At 65.5% G+C, this 17,616-nt stretch carries 15 protein-coding genes; 7 read left to right on the top strand and 8 right to left on the bottom strand.

Features of this window, described 5'->3' with window-relative positions; genetic code table 11:
* Positions 1-35: 35 nt before the first annotated feature.
* Entirely contained in the window at positions 36-2,519 is a 2,484-nt protein-coding gene (locus tag CWS35_RS29660; protein ID WP_100955114.1) for a bifunctional diguanylate cyclase/phosphodiesterase, read from the bottom strand.
* A gap of 276 nt (positions 2,520-2,795) precedes the next feature.
* Positions 2,796-3,866, bottom strand: coding sequence for a hypothetical protein (locus tag CWS35_RS29665; protein WP_024582438.1), 1,071 nt, complete (start codon positions 3,864-3,866; stop codon positions 2,796-2,798).
* Between the two features lie 269 nt (positions 3,867-4,135).
* On the opposite strand from CWS35_RS29665, the gene CWS35_RS29670 reads away from it, so the two are divergent.
* A complete protein-coding gene (locus CWS35_RS29670; protein ID WP_192827277.1) occupies positions 4,136-5,164 on the top strand; it encodes a patatin-like phospholipase family protein in 1,029 nt (342 codons plus the stop codon).
* 2 nt (positions 5,165-5,166) lie between these two features.
* Here CWS35_RS29670 and CWS35_RS29675 read toward each other — a convergent pair whose 3' ends face one another.
* A complete protein-coding gene (locus CWS35_RS29675; protein ID WP_100955115.1) occupies positions 5,167-5,595 on the bottom strand; it encodes a CBS domain-containing protein in 429 nt (142 codons plus the stop codon).
* 185 nt (positions 5,596-5,780) lie between these two features.
* Entirely contained in the window at positions 5,781-6,578 is a 798-nt protein-coding gene (locus CWS35_RS29680; protein WP_024582441.1) for a rhomboid family intramembrane serine protease, read from the bottom strand.
* A gap of 490 nt (positions 6,579-7,068) precedes the next feature.
* Here CWS35_RS29680 and CWS35_RS29685 point away from each other — a divergent pair, with 490 nt between their 5' ends.
* The 3 genes from CWS35_RS29685 to CWS35_RS29695 all read left to right on the top strand — a co-directional run bounded on the left by CWS35_RS29685 (position 7,069) and on the right by CWS35_RS29695 (position 10,566).
* Positions 7,069-7,623 (top strand): PAS domain-containing protein, encoded by a 555-nt coding sequence (locus CWS35_RS29685; protein ID WP_024582442.1) that lies wholly within the window; start codon positions 7,069-7,071, stop codon positions 7,621-7,623.
* A gap of 110 nt (positions 7,624-7,733) precedes the next feature.
* The gene (locus CWS35_RS29690) at positions 7,734-9,467 is read left to right on the top strand and encodes an adenylate/guanylate cyclase domain-containing protein (protein ID WP_024582443.1); all 1,734 of its coding nucleotides are present in this window, start codon (positions 7,734-7,736) and stop codon (positions 9,465-9,467) included.
* A gap of 136 nt (positions 9,468-9,603) precedes the next feature.
* Positions 9,604-10,566, top strand: a complete 963-nt coding sequence (locus CWS35_RS29695) for a hypothetical protein (protein ID WP_100955116.1) — start codon at positions 9,604-9,606, stop codon at positions 10,564-10,566.
* A gap of 67 nt (positions 10,567-10,633) precedes the next feature.
* Here the strand turns inward: CWS35_RS29695 and CWS35_RS29700 are convergent, their stop codons facing one another.
* Positions 10,634-11,020, bottom strand: a complete 387-nt coding sequence (locus CWS35_RS29700) for an ester cyclase (protein WP_100955117.1) — start codon at positions 11,018-11,020, stop codon at positions 10,634-10,636.
* A 23-nt stretch (positions 11,021-11,043) separates the two neighbouring features.
* Positions 11,044-12,213, bottom strand: a complete 1,170-nt coding sequence (locus tag CWS35_RS29705) for an acyl-CoA dehydrogenase family protein (protein WP_100955118.1) — start codon at positions 12,211-12,213, stop codon at positions 11,044-11,046.
* 148 nt (positions 12,214-12,361) lie between these two features.
* Here CWS35_RS29705 and CWS35_RS29710 point away from each other — a divergent pair, with 148 nt between their 5' ends.
* Together CWS35_RS29710 and CWS35_RS29715 are read left to right on the top strand one after the other, a co-directional pair.
* Entirely contained in the window at positions 12,362-14,719 is a 2,358-nt protein-coding gene (locus CWS35_RS29710) for an Orn/Lys/Arg decarboxylase N-terminal domain-containing protein (RefSeq protein ID WP_024582447.1), read from the top strand.
* 18 nt (positions 14,720-14,737) lie between these two features.
* The gene (locus tag CWS35_RS29715) at positions 14,738-15,298 is read left to right on the top strand and encodes a GNAT family N-acetyltransferase (protein WP_024582448.1); all 561 of its coding nucleotides are present in this window, start codon (positions 14,738-14,740) and stop codon (positions 15,296-15,298) included.
* A gap of 358 nt (positions 15,299-15,656) precedes the next feature.
* Here CWS35_RS29715 and CWS35_RS29720 read toward each other — a convergent pair whose 3' ends face one another.
* Positions 15,657-15,878, bottom strand: a complete 222-nt coding sequence (locus tag CWS35_RS29720) for a dodecin (protein ID WP_024582449.1) — start codon at positions 15,876-15,878, stop codon at positions 15,657-15,659.
* A 239-nt stretch (positions 15,879-16,117) separates the two neighbouring features.
* On the opposite strand from CWS35_RS29720, the gene CWS35_RS29725 reads away from it, so the two are divergent.
* On the top strand, positions 16,118-16,699 hold the full coding sequence (locus CWS35_RS29725) for an HdeD family acid-resistance protein (protein WP_024582450.1): 582 nt from the start codon (positions 16,118-16,120) through the stop codon (positions 16,697-16,699).
* A gap of 42 nt (positions 16,700-16,741) precedes the next feature.
* On the opposite strand, the gene CWS35_RS29730 is transcribed toward CWS35_RS29725, so the two are convergent.
* Positions 16,742-17,482 (bottom strand): DUF4239 domain-containing protein, encoded by a 741-nt coding sequence (locus tag CWS35_RS29730; protein ID WP_024582451.1) that lies wholly within the window; start codon positions 17,480-17,482, stop codon positions 16,742-16,744.
* Positions 17,483-17,616: the final 134 nt, after the last annotated feature.

Here is a 17,616-nt window from a genome sequence, read left to right on the forward strand (position 1 = left end):
GGGTCAAGCCCGGCCATGGAGAGCAGAGAGAACGCTCACGCCGCCTTCGACGCGCGCTCGGCAAAGCCGGCCAGCAATGCGGCGATCTCGTGCCCCGGCCTGGCCGCGCTGAACAGGAAGCCCTGCACCTCGTTGCAGCCTTCGGCGCGCAGCCAGTCGAGTTGGTCCGTCGTCTCGACGCCCTCCGCGGTCGTGGTGATCTTGAGGCTGCGCCCGAGGCCGGAGATCGCGCGCACGATCGCGAGACAATCGGAGCGTCGCGCCAGATCCTTCACGAACGAGCGGTCGATCTTGATCTTGTCGAACGGGAAGCTGCGCAGATAGCTCAGCGAGGAATAGCCGGTACCGAAATCGTCCATCGAGATGCTGACACCGAGTTCACGCAGCTGATGCAGGATCGCCAGGTTGGCCTCGGTCTCCGCGAGGAACACCGATTCGGTGATCTCGAGTTCGAGCCGCCGCGCCGGCAGGCCGGAATGCGCCAGCGCCGAGATCACGGCCTGGACCAGATTGCGGCTGCGGAACTGGACCGGCGACAAATTGACCGCAACTTTCACGTCGGCGGGCCATTTCATCGCCTCGGCGCAGGCTTCACGCAGCACCCATTCGCCGAGCGCGACGATCAGGCCGATGTCTTCCGCCACCGGGATGAATTCCGCGGGCGAGACCATCCCCTTCTGCGGATGCCGCCAGCGCAGCAACGACTCGAAACCCGAGATGCGGTCGGCCGCGATATCGACCAGCGGCTGGTAGTGCAGCTCGAATTCGCCGTTGGTGAACGCCGCCCGCAGATCGCGTTCCATGTCGCGGCGCTTCTGCGCCTGCTCATCCATCTCCGGCTCGAAGAAATGATGCACGCCGCCGCCCTCGGACTTGGCGCGGTACAGCGCCATGTCCGCATTGCGCATCAACTCTTCCGACGTCGTACCGTCCCCCGGTGACAGCGCGATGCCGACGCTGGCGCCGACCACGACTTCGAGCCCGTCGATGTTGTACGGCGCGCTCAGGGCATCGATCAGCCGCTCGGCGAAAGCGCTCGCCTCGTTCGGCGAGACATCGGCGGCCAGCACGATCGCGAACTCGTCGCCGCCGAGGCGGGCCGCCACATTGTCGTCGCGGACCAGTTCGCGCAGCCGTTCCGCCACCAGCTTGAGCAGCCGGTCGCCGATCGGATGGCCGAAGGAGTCGTTGACGTTCTTGAACAGATCGAGGTCGAGGCACATCACCGCGACGCGCTTGTTGCCCGACCGGCTGCGTTCCAGCGCCTCGCGCAGGCGCTCCTGGTAGAAATCGCGGTTCGGCAGATTCGTGAGCCCGTCATGGTGCGCCATATGTGCGATCCGCGCTTCGGCCGCGCGGCGCTCGGTGATGTCGACCACCGCGACCAGATAGCCGTCGCGGCCTTCGAACGCCACCCTGCGTCCGAAGGTCAGCACATGGATCTCGGTGCCATCGGCCCTGATATGCCGCCAGTCGCGGCTCGATTGATAGACATCGCCGATCTCGCGCAGGGCGGCGCTGTGCACGCCCCACTCATCCTCCGGCCAGATCTGGCGCAGCGTCATGCCGAGAAATCTCTCGCGGCTGTATCCGTAGTGCTGGACGGCGGCGTCGTTGACGCTGAGGAATTCCATCGTGCCGGCGTCGAACACCCACATCGGCATCGGGTTGTTCTCGAACAGCAGGCGGAACGACACCTCGCGCTGCTTCAGCGCGGTGACGTCGGAAACCGTCAGCGACAGCATGTCGCCGAACGCGGTGACGCCAAGCCGCAGGCAGCGATCGCCGCTGTCGATCTCGAACTGGCCGCCGGGACCGCTGCCGACGAAGGCGCGCAGGCGGCCCATGACGTGCGGCGCGGCAAGCGGGTTGCCGCCTGCGCCGAGCCTGCGCCACAGCAATTCCGTCGCAGGCTGCATCAGCAATCTTGCCGCGCCCTGGTTCAGATGCACGATCTGAAAGTCGGCCGGCTCGCCGCGCGCGTTGCGGATCGCGGCGAGCGACAGCACGCCCTCGTCGGCGGCCGAGAAGATCGTGTCGAGAAGGTTGTACTGCGCATTGCGCTCGTTGACGTAGACACCGACCAGGACGCCGCCCCAACGCGACCGCGTCGGCAACGCCAGCACGTCGAAGGTCCGCACCAGGCCGTCGCGCACGCAATGCGCCGACGCGAGATAGGGCCGGCAGTTCTCGCGCGCGTTCGCGGCGGCTTCCGTCAATGCGGTGGCGCAATCCGGCGGCAGCACACTGAGCGGGACGTCCCAGCGATCGTCGTTCAGCCAGGTCTGGACGTAGCGGCCGGTGTGGGACGCGCACAGCACGCCATCGACGTCGCGCAACAAGACGATGTGGTCCGCGAGCCGGCCGAGACTGCCGAGCATGACGTCCTCATAGTGCGGCAGCTTTTCGCCGGGCCGAACCGCGGCCTGCCACTTGCGTTGCAGGACCGGAACGTCGGCGAACATCTCTGAACTGAACTTGGCCGATGTCTTTGCTGATTTCTTGTTGGCCATGACCATGGCACGCCCCGTTCACGCAAACGCCAGGCATGATCCGGAAAGTGCGACACGGATTTCCGAGAAGACCATGCTTAAATAGAATCCCGAGCGTGATGACGATTGATCCCAATCGGCGCGCTCAAGTCCCCGCGACATCCAAGTCATGCAGCGGCTTAACGCCGTGTAAAAATGGCGACGCTGCACATCGCCGCAAGCGATTATGACGGCTGAAATTCGCGCGATGGTTAGTTGGCATTAGAGACTGTGACAGTTGCATGAAATGCAACCCGTCGCAGATCAGCGCGCCACGACCTCGACCTCACCATCGACGCCGTTGACGACGTTGAACGGACGCTCGAACACCTTGCCCTCGTTCTTGGCGATCGCGCGATATTCGCCTTCGGAGAGCACGACGCGCGGGAACGCGCCGATCGATTCCTTGATCACGTCGCCGCCCGGCGTGATCACCGACCACGCGGTGTTGGCGAGCGCCTCGCCACCCTTCTCGCTGACCAGCTTGAGCGTGATGACGGCGGCGCGATGGGTGACGGTGACATCGGTCAGCTTGCCGGCCGCGACGCGGATGTCGGAACGCACCACCGAATTGGCGTCGCCATAGTTGGAGACGATGTAATAGGTGCCTTCGGGCAGCAGCGCGACGTCGCCGGCGGACACGTTGGGCACCAACGGACCGCGGTCCGAGCCGTCGAACTGGCTGCCCTTGTAGATCGAGAATGAAATCTGATTGGCCGGGATCTTGCTGCCGCCGACCCGGCCTTCGATCCGCAAGCCGCCGGCCGGCAGCACGAAGGCTTCGCGATCGGTCTCCGACTTCAGGCTGACCGCGCGCACCGCGCTGACCAGGCCAAGCGCGACATGGACGACGTAATTGCCGGGCGGCAGCACCACGTTGGGCGTCGCCCCGCGTTCCTCGCGGATCAGCTTGTAGGTGCCGTTGTCGTCAGGCTTGTCGGCGAACACCCGCCACACCAGCCCGCCATTGATGACCGGCAGGTCCTTGCCGTAACGGGCCGTCAGCGACAGCACCGCCTGCCCCGCGGTCGGCGAGCCGGCCGGCGGCGTGACCGGGGGCACCGTCGCGATCGATGGCTGGACGATGGTCGGCTGGTTCAGCGGGCCGGGCAGCACGGGCCCCGAACCGGCCCCGGACGGTGGCGCCAGATTGAGCGCCGGGCCGGATGGCACCTCCGGCACCGAAGCGGGCGGAATCGGCGGCGGGCGATCGCTGAAGAACTGCGCCGAGACAGAACCGGGGATCAGGGCCAGCAAAAATGCCGCAAGCGCCAGCAGCGGAAGGAGCCGCACGCCCCGCCCGCATCCACCGATGCCGTTGCCCCTCGAAGTCATCTCCATGCTTTTCAACGAAAACGCGGCAAATTCAAGCCTTGGTCCGCCCCTTAGTCACAATCCCGGCGCTGACACCCGGCCAGGAACCCGGTTGATCAAGCCGATGTTAGCCATGCCGTCGCGGTCCAGTCACATTCCCTGCCTACGGCGGTCGGGTCGGGCATGAATCGTGCCTGCGGGAATAACCATGAAAACGGACGATGCTGGCGCCCCCGTGCGGCGGGGCCTAGTCTCGCGCTGGCAGGAGATTTGTCGTGTTGGATAGCTGGATGGGCCGAGGCCACAAGAGCTCCGACGGCCCCGACAAGGTAGGACTGGGACCGGTTCGCCGGCCGGTGATCGGGCTTGCGCTCGGCGGCGGGGCCGCGCGCGGCTTTGCCCATATCGGTATCATCAAGACCCTGCTCGCCCATGGCATCGTCCCCAATGTCGTGGTCGGCACCTCGATCGGCTCGGTGGTCGGCGGCGCCTATGCGGCCGGCCATATCGATACCCTGGAGCAATGGGCCCGCAGCCTGCAACCGCGCAGCGTGCTCGGTTACCTCGACATCCGCCTCAACGGCTCCGGCCTGATCGGCGGCACCAAGCTGGCCGCCGAGATCGAGGCGGCGCTGGGCCAGGTCATGATCGAAGACCTCACGGTCAAGTTCGCCAGCGTCGCGACCGAAGTCCGCACCGGCCACGAGATCTGGCTGACCCATGGCCGCGTGGTCGACGCCATGCGAGCCTCCTATGCCCTGCCCGGCATCTTCGCCCCGGTCCTGATCGGCGACCGCTGGCTGGTCGACGGTGCGCTGGTCAACCCGGTGCCGGTCTCCGCCGCGCGCGCGCTCGGCGCCGAGATCGTCATCGCGGCAAATCTCTCCAGCGACGTGTTCGCGCATTCGACCACGATCTACAATCACGGCGCCGCGGCGCCCGAGGTGACGGTCGCGGTGTCCGCCGAGGCGGAGATCGAGCCGGAGCCACCGAAGCGCCGGTTCGGCCGCTTCTTCTCGGCCGAGCGCACCGTGAAGCGCGAATTCTTCGGCAGCGCCACCCGGCCCGGCATCTCCAGCGTCATGGTCGACGCCTTCAACATCATGCAGGACCGCATCACCCGCGCACGGCTCGCCGGCGATCCGCCTGACATGCTGATCTCGCCCCGCGTCGGCCAGATCGGCTGGTTCGACTTCCACCGCGCCGATGACCTGATCGCGCATGGTATCCGTGCGGCGGAGCGCTCCATCGGCGCCATCGAGGAAGCGATCGAGATCCTGGTGCCGCCGTCGACCGGCGCCGGCAGCACCGGCAAATAGCCTCAGGCCGTCTTGATGTAGTCGCGCAGCGCTTCCTGCTCGCGCTCGTATTCCTGCACGCGGCTCTTGACGATGTCGCCGATCGAGATCAGCCCGACCACCTTGCCGTCCTCGACCACGGGGAGATGGCGGAATTTTCCCGTCGTCATCATCTCCATGATGGCGCTGACGGTGTCGGACTGACGGCAACTGACGACCTTCTTGGTCATGACCGCGCTGACCGGCTCGTCCAGCGCACCGGCGCCGCGCTCGCTGAGCACGCGCACGATGTCGCGCTCAGACAGGATGCCCTCCATGCGCCCTTGCTCCATCACCAGCACCGCGCCGATCTTGCGCTCGCCGAGCAGCTTGACCGCGGCCGAGAGCTGCGCGCCCGGCGCGACGCTCATGACCTGATGGCCCTTTGCATCGAGAATGGAACGTACCGTCATTGTCGCCTCCCTGAATCCGTTCGCGTCCCTCTTCAGCGGGGGCGCGCCTGTTCGCCAGAGTCTTCAATCAACAGTTCCGCGCCGATTTCGGTTCCGGGGCGCGGTCAGTAGCAAGGGCCGATCGGCCCGCTCAATTTTGTGTCGTGAGGATGATGGAGGAATTCGATACGAGCCGCAAGCGGCGATCAGACGCGGCCCGATTGGTCCACCGACGACGCATCTGCAACATCGTCTCGCGCACGCGGAATCGGATCGAACAGCGAGAACAGCAACAACCCGGCGAGGAAGCCGCCGATATGGGCTTGCCAGGCGACGCTGCCGCTCTCGGCACCGAGCGACAGCGAGGTGGCGCCGAACAGGATGTTCATGCCGAACCAGATCGCCAGGAATGCCAGCACCCGTCGGTTGCTCAGCGCCCGCAGCAGCGACAGTGCCGGCACCTTGGCCGCCGCCTCGGCATCGCCCCGGCTGAACGACAGGAAGCTGCCCTTCACGAAAGCAAAGCGGATCGCCGCGGCCATCGTCCCCGACACCGAAGCCGACGCGCCGATCATCGGCGCGATCGCGTGCTGATGGGTCAGCAAATGCGCGAGCGCGCCGGCGGCCGCGGTCACCGCCATGAAGACGAAGAAGCGCACCGTGCCGAAGCGCCGCGCCAGCGCGCTGCCGAACGGCAGCAGCCACAGCACGTTGAAGCCGATATGGGTGAGGTTGGCATGCAGCAGCGAATAGCTGACGAAGGTCCAGATCTTGGCACCCTCGCCGCCCGGAAAGGTGACGTTGAGCAGCGTCGAATCGTAGCGCTTCGGGATGAAGCCGAAGACGTCGATGGTCCAGTTCTCCAGCTCCGGCGGCAACAACACCCGCAGATGGATCACCGCGATCAGCAGGATGTAAGCGGTGAGCGCCGGCGGCAAGGTCAGGATCGGCTCGCGCGGCGCCTCCGGCGGCGGCTGGAACGTGGCTTCGGGATGGGAGTCCAAGGGGTCGGCGACCTCGCAGGCGGCTGTGAATCAGAGATAGGCGGCTTTCGCACCCCCGTGCAAGTGCACAATCCCGAAATCGGACGCCCGGTGCCTATGCCGGCCCGAGCCAACGCAAAAGGAAAAGGGAGGGTGCTGAGAACACCCTCCCTGATCGGCTGGTCTTGTCGTGTCCCAGAGGGATCGGGACGACATCCCCACCCCTCCCCGCACGATGACCAAACTGTTTGACGCCACCTGTGTACCAACCACGCCGGCGCTTGGGGCAGCCGGCGAACGGGAACGCGGCGACCCTACGCGGCCCATCCCGGAACGCCAAGGACATAGTTAAATTTACGTTAACGACACAAAGCTGCCGATAAGCCGCCCAAAACGCGGCCCCGGCATGGACGCTGCACAGCCTTCCCGGCACAACAGAGAAGGGAAGGCACTTGGGCAAAACCGGGACAGATGTGTCCCGCCGAGACAGGTGCCGGGCAAGGTTCTTTAGATGAAACACAGTTCGAGCCGCGCGTTCTTCGCCTATTGGAATGCGAAGCGCGGCGACGCACGTGCACCTGACCGGAATGAGTTCGAGCCGTCGGCGGTGCGAGAGCTGCTGTCCGACATCTTCGTGCTGTCCTACGACGCCGAGACCCGGTTTCCGTTTCGCGTCGCCGGCACCCGCACCTCCGCCCTGCTCGGCTGCGACCTCAAGAACCGCAGTTTTCCCGCCCTGTTTACCGGCGCGAGCCGCGGCGAGATCGAAGACATCATCACCTGCGTCGCCGAAGAGACGCTGCCGGCCATCGCCGGCGTGACCGCAACGACCGAGAGCGGCGCGAAGGCGCATCTCGAATTGCTGCTGCTCCCGTTCACCGCCCGCGTCCATATGCCGGCAAGCCTCACCGGGCTGCTGGCCCCGTTCGAGGACGACGCCACCCGGCTGCACGATTTGGTGCTGACCTCGTGGCGTTACCTGCATCCACCGGAGCGGCTGGTGCCGCGGACCCTGCGCAAGCTCGCCGTCGCGCGCGGCCTGATGGTCTACGAGGGCTTGCGCTAGCCTCGGGCCGTCGCCGCCGGGTGCTTGCGCCAAGGACCGTGGAACTCTATTAGCTGTCTCGCCGCCACGGCGGGGGTGACCCGCTCATTGCAGCTGCGGCGGGGCGCGCCATGTTTCGCAATTCGATCAGGCAGAAGATCGTCGGCATCGCCGCGGGGCTGATCGTGCTCGCGGTGATCACCTCGCTGCTGTCCATGGTGATGGCGGCCCAGGTCGGCCATCTGCTGGACGAGCTCACCAACCGCTATATCCCCGCTTACGGCCACCTCGCCCGCGTCAACATCCGCGCGCTGGAGCGATCGCTGGCGATGCGCCGGATGATGATGGCGAAGATGCAGCCGCCCGGCGAAGACACCGGCTATGCGTCGGCGCGCAAGACCTTCGACGAGGTCGAGCCGCTGATCAAGCGCGAGGCAGATGCCGCGCGCGTGCTGATCGATGCGATCATCGCCGATCCGTCGACGCCGTCCGACGACGCCGCCCTCGGGCGCCTCGACGACCGCATCGACAATGCCGTCAACGACCTCTTGATGCGCCTGAATGCCGAGAACAGGACGCTGCTCGAGCAGCTCGATGCCAAGGACTTCATCGCCGCGCGGCAGACCACGTTGCGCGCCGACGCATTGCGCGACGAGTTCAACAACAGGATCGAAGCGATCCGCGCCGACATGCTGGCGCAGGTCCGCGCGGCCGCGGCCAAAGTGATGTCGACCCAGCAGCGGGCGATCATCATCTCCGGCGTCGTCACCGCTATCGCTGCGATCCTCGGCTTCGTATTCGCGATGCTGGTCGGCAGCGGCATCACCCGCCCGGTGATGCGCCTGCTGGAGGGCACCCGCGAGGTCGAGGCCGGCCGGCTCGACGGCACCATCACCATCACCACGCAGGACGAAATCGGTCAGCTCTCCGCCGCCTTCAATCGCATGATCGAGACGCTGCGCCACAACCAGCGCATCCGCGAGACCTTCGGCCGCTACATCAACCCGCGGATCGCCGAGGGCCTGCTCGAGCAGCCGGCGATCGCCGCCACCGAAGGGCAGCGCCGCATCATGACGGTGATGTTCTGCGACATGAAGGGCTTCACCAGCCTGAGCGAGGGCGTCACGCCGCGCGGCCTGGTCAAGATCATGAACCTCTATCTGTCGACGATGTCGGCGCCGGTCCACGCCCATCGCGGCATCATCGACAAATATATCGGCGACGCCATCATGGCCTATTGGGGCGCTCCCTTCGTCGAGGAAGCCGAGCAGACCCATCTGGCCGCGCTTGCCGCCATCGACATGGTCGGCCAGGTCAGCCAGCTGCGCAAGGATTTGCCCGAACTGCTCGGCGTGCGCGCGATCCCGGCCGATTGCGACATCAGGATCGGCATTGCCACCGGCGAGGCGCTGGTCGGCAGCATCGGCTCCGAATTCATGATGAGCTACACGGTGCTCGGCGACACCGTGAACCTGGCCTCGCGGCTGGAAGGCGCCAACAAGTTCTACGGCAGCCGCAGCCTGATCTCGGAAACGACCGCGGCGGCCTGTGCTGCGACCATCGAGCTGCGCGAGATCGACCGCCTGGTCGTGGTCGGCCAGACCCACCCGGTTGCGGTGTTCGAGATCATCGGCAAGAAGGACGAACTGACGCCGGCGCAGGCGGCATTACGTCAGCACTATGCCGACGGCCTCGCCGCCTACCGTGCGCGGTGCTGGGACGATGCCGAGCACGCCTTCACCGCGGCACTTCACGCAGCGCCCGGCGACGGGCCGTCACTGGCGATGCAGGCGCGGGTCCTGGATTTCCGCCGCAGTCCGCCGCCGGCCGATTGGGACGGCGCCTGGCATCTGGAGCACAAGTAGCGGCAACCCAACCGGATATCTCCGCGCGCCGCGCGCAATTCACGCGACCGTGCACAATCTTAGAAACATTTTTTCGGCTTCCACTACTAGACAGCGAACGCTATCTTTATCCGGGTTTCCCTGGCGTTCCGTGCAAATGAGTAATTTCCGGCGTGTCCTGAGTTCCGGCCTGAACAAGGTTCTCGAATTGCCGGCAGGTCTCGGTTGCCGCATCGTCGCCTTGCCGCAGATCGCCTCCCGCCTCGACGCCGGCTACGAAAAGACAAAGCGCCAATACGCCCGGCACCTCCCCGCGATTGGCGGGAACGACTGGGCCATCGTCGATGGACTGAGGACGAACGGCGTTTTCGTCACGTCACTCGAGCAATTGAATCTTCCGAGTGCGGAGCATTTCCTGCAACAAGCCGACGCGCTCGAGCGCCAACACCTGCCCCTCCGCCGATCGTTCCAGGCTGGAGCCGCGGCCATCATGGCTCATCGCCAGATCTACCATTGGGGACTCCATGGCCGGCTGCTCGACATCGCCGAGAACTATCTCGGCGTGCCGGTCGGTTACGACGGCATCAACGTGTTTTTCACGCTGGCCGATGGCCGCGAGAGCGGCGTTCGTCTCTGGCATCGCGACAGTGAAGATCGTCGGATGCTCAAGATCGCCGTCTACATCCACGACGTGGACGAAGGCAATGGCCCATTCCAGGTGTTGCGGCGCCGGATTCCCGCATACGACCATTTGCCCGGCGGCAGGCTTCCCGGATTGACCCAGCACCAGTTGGAAGGAGCCCTGCCCGATTTCGACATGGCTCGGGACGTCGTCACCTGCACTGGAAAACGCGGCACGGTCGTCTTCTCCGACACCGCGTCATTCTACCATCGCGGGATGCCGGCGATCACGCGCGACCGCTACGCGATCTTCTTCAACTATATCGGGCGCGTGCCGCTGCGGCCATTTCGTTGCGAGCGCAGCATGATCTCCCGCGCGCAAATCCATCAACTCGCGAAGGAGCTGCCGGCGCGCCAGCGGGATTGCGTGCTGTGGAGAAACGCCTTGCCGCTCGTCGCCCGCATCCTTCCGCCGGCCCCGACATACAGCAGCATGTGACGGCGCTGCTGGACGCTGCCACGCGTTCGGTTGGGCCATCCCGGCTGCGGGGGTGTCGTCGGCACGCTCACAGCAATTGCGCCTCGATCGCAGCCTTGTCGATCACCGACCAGACTTCTGCGATCTTGCGGTCGCGAAATTCGTAGATCGCATTTTCGGCAAAGGCGACGCGCTTGCCGTTGACGGCGAGACCGAGGAACGTTCCCGTCGGCGAGCATTCGAACATCAACCGGCTGGCGACACGGCCCTCATCCACCACCATCAACTCGACGTCGAAATGAAGGTCGGGTATCTCGCGAAAGTCACGCTTGAGCATCTCGCGGTAGCCCCGCAGGCCGAGCGGCCTGCCATTATGGACCACGTCGTCCGCCACGAACTCGCCGAGTTCGGACCAGCCCTGGCGATTGAGGCAGGCGATGTACTGATGGTAAATGTAGTAAAGCGCGTTCTGCATCGTGATGTCTTATCCTCTACCGGCTAGAACCGCGTCGTACCAAGCGGCAGGCCGAGCTTGAGCCGCCCGGTCAGCGCGTAGCTGTTCGATGTCATCGCGACATGCTTGATCGCCGCCTGGACGTCGCGGATCGATCGTTCGAGCGTGCCGGTCTCGAAGATCGCCGCGGTGCCTGCGGGCGCGGCGATCATCTCGACCACGCGCGCGGCGCTTTCGGCGGCATTGGCGCAGGCGATCCGGTGCAGCAGCCTCGCCTCGACCAGCCGCTCGCCCCCGCTGTCGCAGGCCGCCATCAGCTCGGTCATGCCTTCGACGAGCAGTGCCCGGGCGGAGCGCAGCGTGGTTTCGGCACGGCCGACCATGGCCTGGACCAGTTCGCCGTCGCGCAGCTGGCCGACGCCGCCCATCCGCGGCTTCCTGGCCGCGAGCGCGATGAAGGCGTCGAGCGCACCACGGGCAATCCCGAGCGGCACGACCGAGACGGTCCAGGAAAACGCCGATACGCCCGGCAGGCGGTATGGAATGCCCGGCTGGGTCGGCTTGAAGTCGACCAGCGGATGGCTGTGGCTCGCCGGCACGAAGCAATCCTGCATCTCGAAGTCCCAGCTTCCGGTGGCGCGCAGCCCGGACACGAACCAGGTGTCGTGGAGACGGATGTCGGCCCGGTCGACGTAGCAGCAGATCGGCGGGCTGTCCTTGCCGTCGGGGCCCTTGACGCTGGCGAGCCCCATGAACTTCGTCGCGTGCGGCGCACCACTGCCGAACGGCCAGCGTCCGCTGACGCGATAGCCGCCCTCGACCTCCACCGCCGTCCCGATCGCGCCGGTCGCGGCGGCGATGAACGCCAGCGGATCGGCGAACCAGCCCCGCACCACCTCCTCGGGCAGATAGCCGCCGGCCCGGCTCATGCCGCCGCCATTGGCGACCAGCCAGCCGACCGAGCCGTCGAGCGCCGAGGCCGCCTCGACGATGGTCATGAAGTCGAGTGGGGAGAATTCCGGCCCGCCGAGTGCCTTCGGCAAATACAGCCGAAACAATCCGGCCTCGGCCAGGGCGCGGATCACGGCGTCGGGAAGCCGGCGCGCGCGGTCGAAATCCGCCCGGTGCTCGGCAATCAACGGGACAAGCCGCTCGATCGCGGCCAAATAGTCGGCAATACTGGCAATGGCAGGGTCTTTGGCAGGCTGGGGCATGGCGCCGTCCTCTCCGAAAGCTGTGCAATATCGTGAGTTCAGCGCGGCGACGGGGATTTGACCATCTGGCGTGGCGTCGCAGAATGATTGTCATCTCTTTGTCATGAATTGTGCAGACAGGTTCAGCCGGTACAGTTCGGGGACACGCATGGACTATTTCAAACGCTTCAACTTCCTGTTCGCGGCGCCGGTTTTCGAGGCCGACGACCTCGAAGGCATCCGATTCAACCAGATCGTCGCCGAAATCGAGCGTTCCGGCTTCGAGGTGGTCCGCGCCCGCAAGCTGGAAGACGCCGAGATCGCGGTCCAGACCGATGCCGCGATCGGCTGCATGGTGGTCGACTGGGGCAAGAAGGGCCTCGAGGGCAAGACCGCCGCGCTGATCAACCTGATGCGCCGCCGCGGCCTCGACTTCCCGATCCTGCTGCTGATCCGCCGCAAGCGCTTCGAGGACCTGCCCGTCGAGGTGCTGGATTTCATCGACGGCTATGTATTCCTGTCCGAGGAGACCCCCTCCTTCATCGCCAAGAACCTGATCTCCCGGCTGAAGCAATATGCCGAGAACCTGAAGACGCCGTTCTTCGGCGCCCTGGTCGACTATGCCGAGGAAGGCAACCAGCTCTGGACCTGCCCGGGCCACAATGGCGGCGTGTTCTACAGCCGCAGCCCGATCGGCCGGGTGTTCGTCGAGCATCTCGGCGAAGCCGTGTTCCGCGACGACCTCGACAATTCCGTGCTCGACCTCGGCGACCTCCTCACCCATGAGGGGCCGGCGCTGCGCGCGCAGAAGGAAGCGGCGCGGATCTTCGGCGCCGAGAAGACCTATTTCGTGCTCAACGGCACCTCGACCTCCAACAAGGTCGCGCTCGGCTCGCTGGTCACCGACGGCGACCTCGTGCTGTTCGACCGCAACAACCACAAGGCCGCCCATCACGGCGCGCTGCTGATCGGCGGCGGCATCCCGGTCTATGTGCCGACCGTGCGCAACGCCTGGGGCCTGATCGGCCCGATGCGCTGGGACCTGCTCGACGAGGGCGCGCTGCGCGACGCCATCCGCAAGCATCCGCTGGTCAAGGACGAGAACGCCTGGAAGAAGGAGCGGCCGTTCCGCGTCGCGGTGGTGGAGCAGTGCACCTATGACGGCACCATCCACTCGGCCGAGATGATCCTGAAACGGATCGGTCATCTCTGCGACTACATCCTGTTCGACGAAGCCTGGGCCGGCTTCATGAAATTCCACCCGATCTACGCCGGCCGTTTCGCGATGGGCCTCGCCAATCTCGGCCCCGAGGCGCCCGGCATCATCGCCACCCAATCGACCCACAAGCAGCTCGCGAGCTTCTCGCAGGCCTCGCAGATCCACATCCGCGACCGCCACATCAAGGGCCAGAAGCGCCGGGTCGAGCATCGCCGCTTCAACGAAAGCTTCATGCAGCACGCCTCGACCTCGCCGTTCTACCCGATCTTCGCCTCGCTCGACGTCGGCGCGCAGATGATGAAGGGCCGCTCCGGCGAAGTGCTGTGGGACGACACGATCCGGCTCGGCATCGAGCTGCGCAAGAAGATCCGCGCGGTGAAGCGCGAGTTCGAGGAGAAGGAGGCGCGAGCCGAGCGGCGCTGGTTCTTCGAGCCGTTCGTGCCCGACCGCGTCATGATCCCCGACGTCGCGCGCGAGAACGGCGTGCACAACGTCGCCTGGGAGACGATCTCGACCGACCAGCTCGCGACCACGCCGTCCTATTGGCAGCTCAGCCCGGGCGAGACCTGGCACGGCTTCCCCGAGCTGACCGCGGGCTTCGCCATGACAGACCCGAACAAGCTGACCTTGCTGACGCCGGGCTTCGATCACTCAACCGGCGCCTATGCCGATCACGGCATCCCCGCCCCGGTCGTGGCGCAATATCTGCGCGAGAACCAGATCGTCGCCGAGAAGAACGACCTCAACTCCCTGCTGTTCCTGCTGACGCCCGGCGTCGAGGCCAGCAAGGCCGGCACACTGGTGTCCGGCCTCGTTGCCTTCAAGAAGCTGCACGACGACAACGCGCTGATCGAGGACGTCATCCCGGAATTCTTCCGCCGCCGTCCGCAACGCTACACCGGGGTGCGGCTGCGCGACCTCTGCGGCGACATGCACCGCTTCTTCCGCGACGCCGGCGTCAGCAAATTGCAGGCCAGCCAGTTCCTGCCCGAACATCTGCCGGAGATGGCGATGTCGCCGCGCCAGGCCGCGCAATACCTGATCCGCAACGACGTCGACTATCTGCCGATCGACCAGATCTTCGGACGCGTCGCGGCGACGCCGTTCGTGGTCTACCCGCCCGGCATCGCGACCATCGTTCCCGGCGAACGGCTGACGGAACGAAGCAAGCCGATGATCGATTATCTCCGGACCTTCGAGGCGAGCTTCAACGCTTTCCCGGGCTTCGAGGTCGAGGTTCAGGGCATCTACAAGGAGATCGACGAATCCGGCCGTATCCGCTTCTACACCTATGTCGTGTCCGAATAGGCGATCGGACGCAGCACAATGGAGAATGATCACAAGATCACCGTCCGTCCTTCGCGCGACAGCGACGTCGATGCGATGTTGGCGATCTACCGCCACCACATCCGCCACGGCATCGAGGAAAGCGTCGACGACAGCGGCACGCCCGAGCCCGACGATCTGCGCGACCGCCGCAAGAATCTGCGCAGCACCCGCCTGCCGCATCTGGTCGCGGTGTGCGAGGGCGAAGTGGTCGGCTACGCCTATGTCGTCCAGTTCCGCAAGCGCCCGGCCTACCGCTACACGGTGAAGCATTCGATCTACATCCACCACCGCTTCACCGGCAAAGGCGTCGGCGGCCGGCTGTTGCAGGAGCTGGTCGACACCTGCGCCGCGGCCGGCTTCCGCCAGATGATCGGCTACATCGACAGCGACAATGCCGCTTCGCTCGCCCTGCACGAGCGCTTCGGCTTCGCCCGCGTCGGCCATCTGCCGGGGGTCGCCTATCGCTACGGCCGCTGGTCGGACACCGTGATGGTGCAGCGCTCGCTCGCCGCCGGCTCCACCGCGCCACCGCCGCCCGCACCGCTGTCGCGGCGGTGATGGGCCGGGCTCTTTCAATTTGTCGTCCTGGCGAAGGCCAGGACCCATAGCCACCGCATCCGGTGATGAACGAGATGGCGGCCCCGGCGTCGCGTAACAATCAAGATTTGGGGTAATGGGTCCTGGCTTTCGCCAGGACGACGGTGAAGACGGATTTCCACTCAAAACGTCAAACACGCGGTGTCATACCCGCGATAGCGGGTGATCCAGCATTCCAGAGGCAGTCGTGCTTGAGCCGAAAGGCCGCGGCGTACTGGATCGCCCGGTCGAGCCGGGCGACGACAGTTGAGGATGGGATCGATCTCGCTACACTCCACCCATCCGACAAGCCGACCACCAGCACGTTGCTGGAGCCTGCCTACTCCAGCGTGAAGCCGACCCGTAGCGTCACCTGATAGTGCCGGACCTTGCCGTCCTCGATATGGCCTCGGGTCTGCACCACCTCGAACCATTTCATTTCCCGGATCGTCGTCGACGCGCGGCTAACGGCGTTCTCGATCGCCGCCTCGATGCTCTTGTCCGATGATCCGACCAGTTCGAGGATCTTGTAGACGTGATCCTTGTCGTGCGTGGTGGGCATGTCGACCTCCTCTCGGGTTGCGCGATCCGGACGATTTGCAGTCCGATCCGGACAGCCGGTCGTCCGGTGTCAGCCGGCTGTCGTCGCCAATGCTGCGCGGCAGCACAGCCGTTGATTTGAATCAACGTGTCGCGGCGCCTTTGGTGCCATCATGCAGTTGGTGCCATCCGTACACCTGCCCTTGTCGGCGCGCTCACCTATGGTAGCATGATTTCGGTTCAGTATTCGGGAGCGATACGATGTCGACTGCGTCCAGCTCACCCGCCACACCTCCTCACAGCCTCGGATCCGGGCTTGCCAACCTTCGCGCGAAGTGGGGCTGGATCGTCGCCCTTGGCGTCATCTACCTGATCGCAGGCGTGCTTGCCTTCGGCAGCGTGTTCTTCGCCACCGTCGTCAGCGTGTTGTTCGTCGGCGCCATGATGATCGTCGCCGGCGCCGCCGAGATCGTGAACGCGTTCCAGTTCAAGTCGTGGGGCAAGTTCCTGTTCTGGCTGCTGCTCGGCGCGCTCTATGTCGTGGCGGGCTTCATCACCTTCGAGAACCCGCTGCTCGCCGCAGCGACGTTGACGCTGTTCCTCGGCGTCGCCCTGGTGGTCTCCGGCATCGTCCGCATCTTCCTCGCCTTCGGCATGAACTCGGCGGCGCCCTGGGGCATGGTCGCGATCTCGGGCGTGATCACGCTGGTGCTCGGCGTGATGATCCTGGCGCGCTGGCCGGTCTCGAGCCTCTATGTGCTCGGCATCTTCCTCAGCGTCGATCTGATCTGTGCCGGCGTGAGCTGGATCAGCATGGGCATGGCGCTGAAGCAGAGGACGTGAGGCGCGATTGCTGGGCGGGTTGGCGTCGCGTACCCGCCCGCCCTACTTCCTGATCTGCTCGGCCGCGCGCACCAGCGGGCGGTCGGAGAGCTGGATCGGGCCGGAGAACGGCGTGCTCATTTCCAGGATCAGATAGATCGCAGCCGAGATCAGCATCGCCGCGGCGATGGTGATCGAGATCACGACGGCGTTGCGCGGCGCGCGAAAGCCCAGCGTCGCGAACATCAGCGTCAGCCATCCGACCAGGATGCAGATCAGCGGTGACGGAAACGAGCCATCGGACTGCTCCGCAAAGGTCCAGCGCTGCTGCACCGCTTGCCGATAGAAGGTTCGGGCGTCGTTCCACAGCGCGACCTTCTGCTCGTCGTCGAACTTCAGCTCGCGAAGGCTGGTGCCGACCTCGTCGAGCAGATGTTCGGAGACTTCGTTCGCGCGCGAGATCGGGGTATCCTTGAGCGCCTGCTCGACATAGGCGAGCAGCCGCTTGCGCGGCTCGTCGGCGCTGGGGCCGAGCGGCCGCATGCTGCGGTCGAGCAGGATGAGATCGGTGGCGAAGACGTGCAGGTTGCGATCGACCGCCACATAGGTGTTGGCGGCGCTGTTCATCATCAGGCCGAGCAGCAGCGACGGCATGGTGACGAACAGCGTCGCGACCAGCCGTACCGAGGTATTGGTCTCGTCGCTGCGGTGATGTTCCGCGAGACGGCCGTGGATCGCCATGGTCGCGAGCGCGGCGCCGCTCAGCAGCATGAAGATGAGGATGGCGACGACGACTGCAACCACGGCTTGCGATGACCTGCGAGAGAATCAGGTGTGCAGGATAGCAAGTGACACGCAGCGGCGCATGTCCGGTTGACTGGCCCTCCCCACGCGCTATCCAGTCCGGACCGGCTTTGGTGCGCCTCGCGGAGGCGCGC

Source organism: Bradyrhizobium sp. SK17, from assembly GCF_002831585.1.
In the GTDB taxonomy this organism is placed as follows: domain Bacteria; phylum Pseudomonadota; class Alphaproteobacteria; order Rhizobiales; family Xanthobacteraceae; genus Bradyrhizobium.

Bases quoted from the DNA above. Each gene is read 5' to 3' on its own strand.
- CWS35_RS29660 (WP_100955114.1), bottom strand. From the start codon at position 2,519: ATGGTCATGGCCAACAAGAAATCAGCAAAGACATCGGCCAAGTTCAGT.
- CWS35_RS29665 (WP_024582438.1), bottom strand. From the start codon at position 3,866: ATGACTTCGAGGGGCAACGGCATCGGTGGATGCGGGCGGGGCGTGCGG.
- CWS35_RS29670 (WP_192827277.1), top strand. From the start codon at position 4,136: ATGGGCCGAGGCCACAAGAGCTCCGACGGCCCCGACAAGGTAGGACTG.
- CWS35_RS29675 (WP_100955115.1), bottom strand. From the start codon at position 5,595: ATGACGGTACGTTCCATTCTCGATGCAAAGGGCCATCAGGTCATGAGC.
- CWS35_RS29685 (WP_024582442.1), top strand. From the start codon at position 7,069: ATGAAACACAGTTCGAGCCGCGCGTTCTTCGCCTATTGGAATGCGAAG.
- CWS35_RS29690 (WP_024582443.1), top strand. From the start codon at position 7,734: ATGTTTCGCAATTCGATCAGGCAGAAGATCGTCGGCATCGCCGCGGGG.
- CWS35_RS29695 (WP_100955116.1), top strand. From the start codon at position 9,604: ATGAGTAATTTCCGGCGTGTCCTGAGTTCCGGCCTGAACAAGGTTCTC.
- CWS35_RS29700 (WP_100955117.1), bottom strand. From the start codon at position 11,020: ATGCAGAACGCGCTTTACTACATTTACCATCAGTACATCGCCTGCCTC.
- CWS35_RS29705 (WP_100955118.1), bottom strand. From the start codon at position 12,213: ATGCCCCAGCCTGCCAAAGACCCTGCCATTGCCAGTATTGCCGACTAT.
- CWS35_RS29710 (WP_024582447.1), top strand. From the start codon at position 12,362: ATGGACTATTTCAAACGCTTCAACTTCCTGTTCGCGGCGCCGGTTTTC.
- CWS35_RS29715 (WP_024582448.1), top strand. From the start codon at position 14,738: ATGGAGAATGATCACAAGATCACCGTCCGTCCTTCGCGCGACAGCGAC.
- CWS35_RS29720 (WP_024582449.1), bottom strand. From the start codon at position 15,878: ATGCCCACCACGCACGACAAGGATCACGTCTACAAGATCCTCGAACTG.
- CWS35_RS29725 (WP_024582450.1), top strand. From the start codon at position 16,118: ATGTCGACTGCGTCCAGCTCACCCGCCACACCTCCTCACAGCCTCGGA.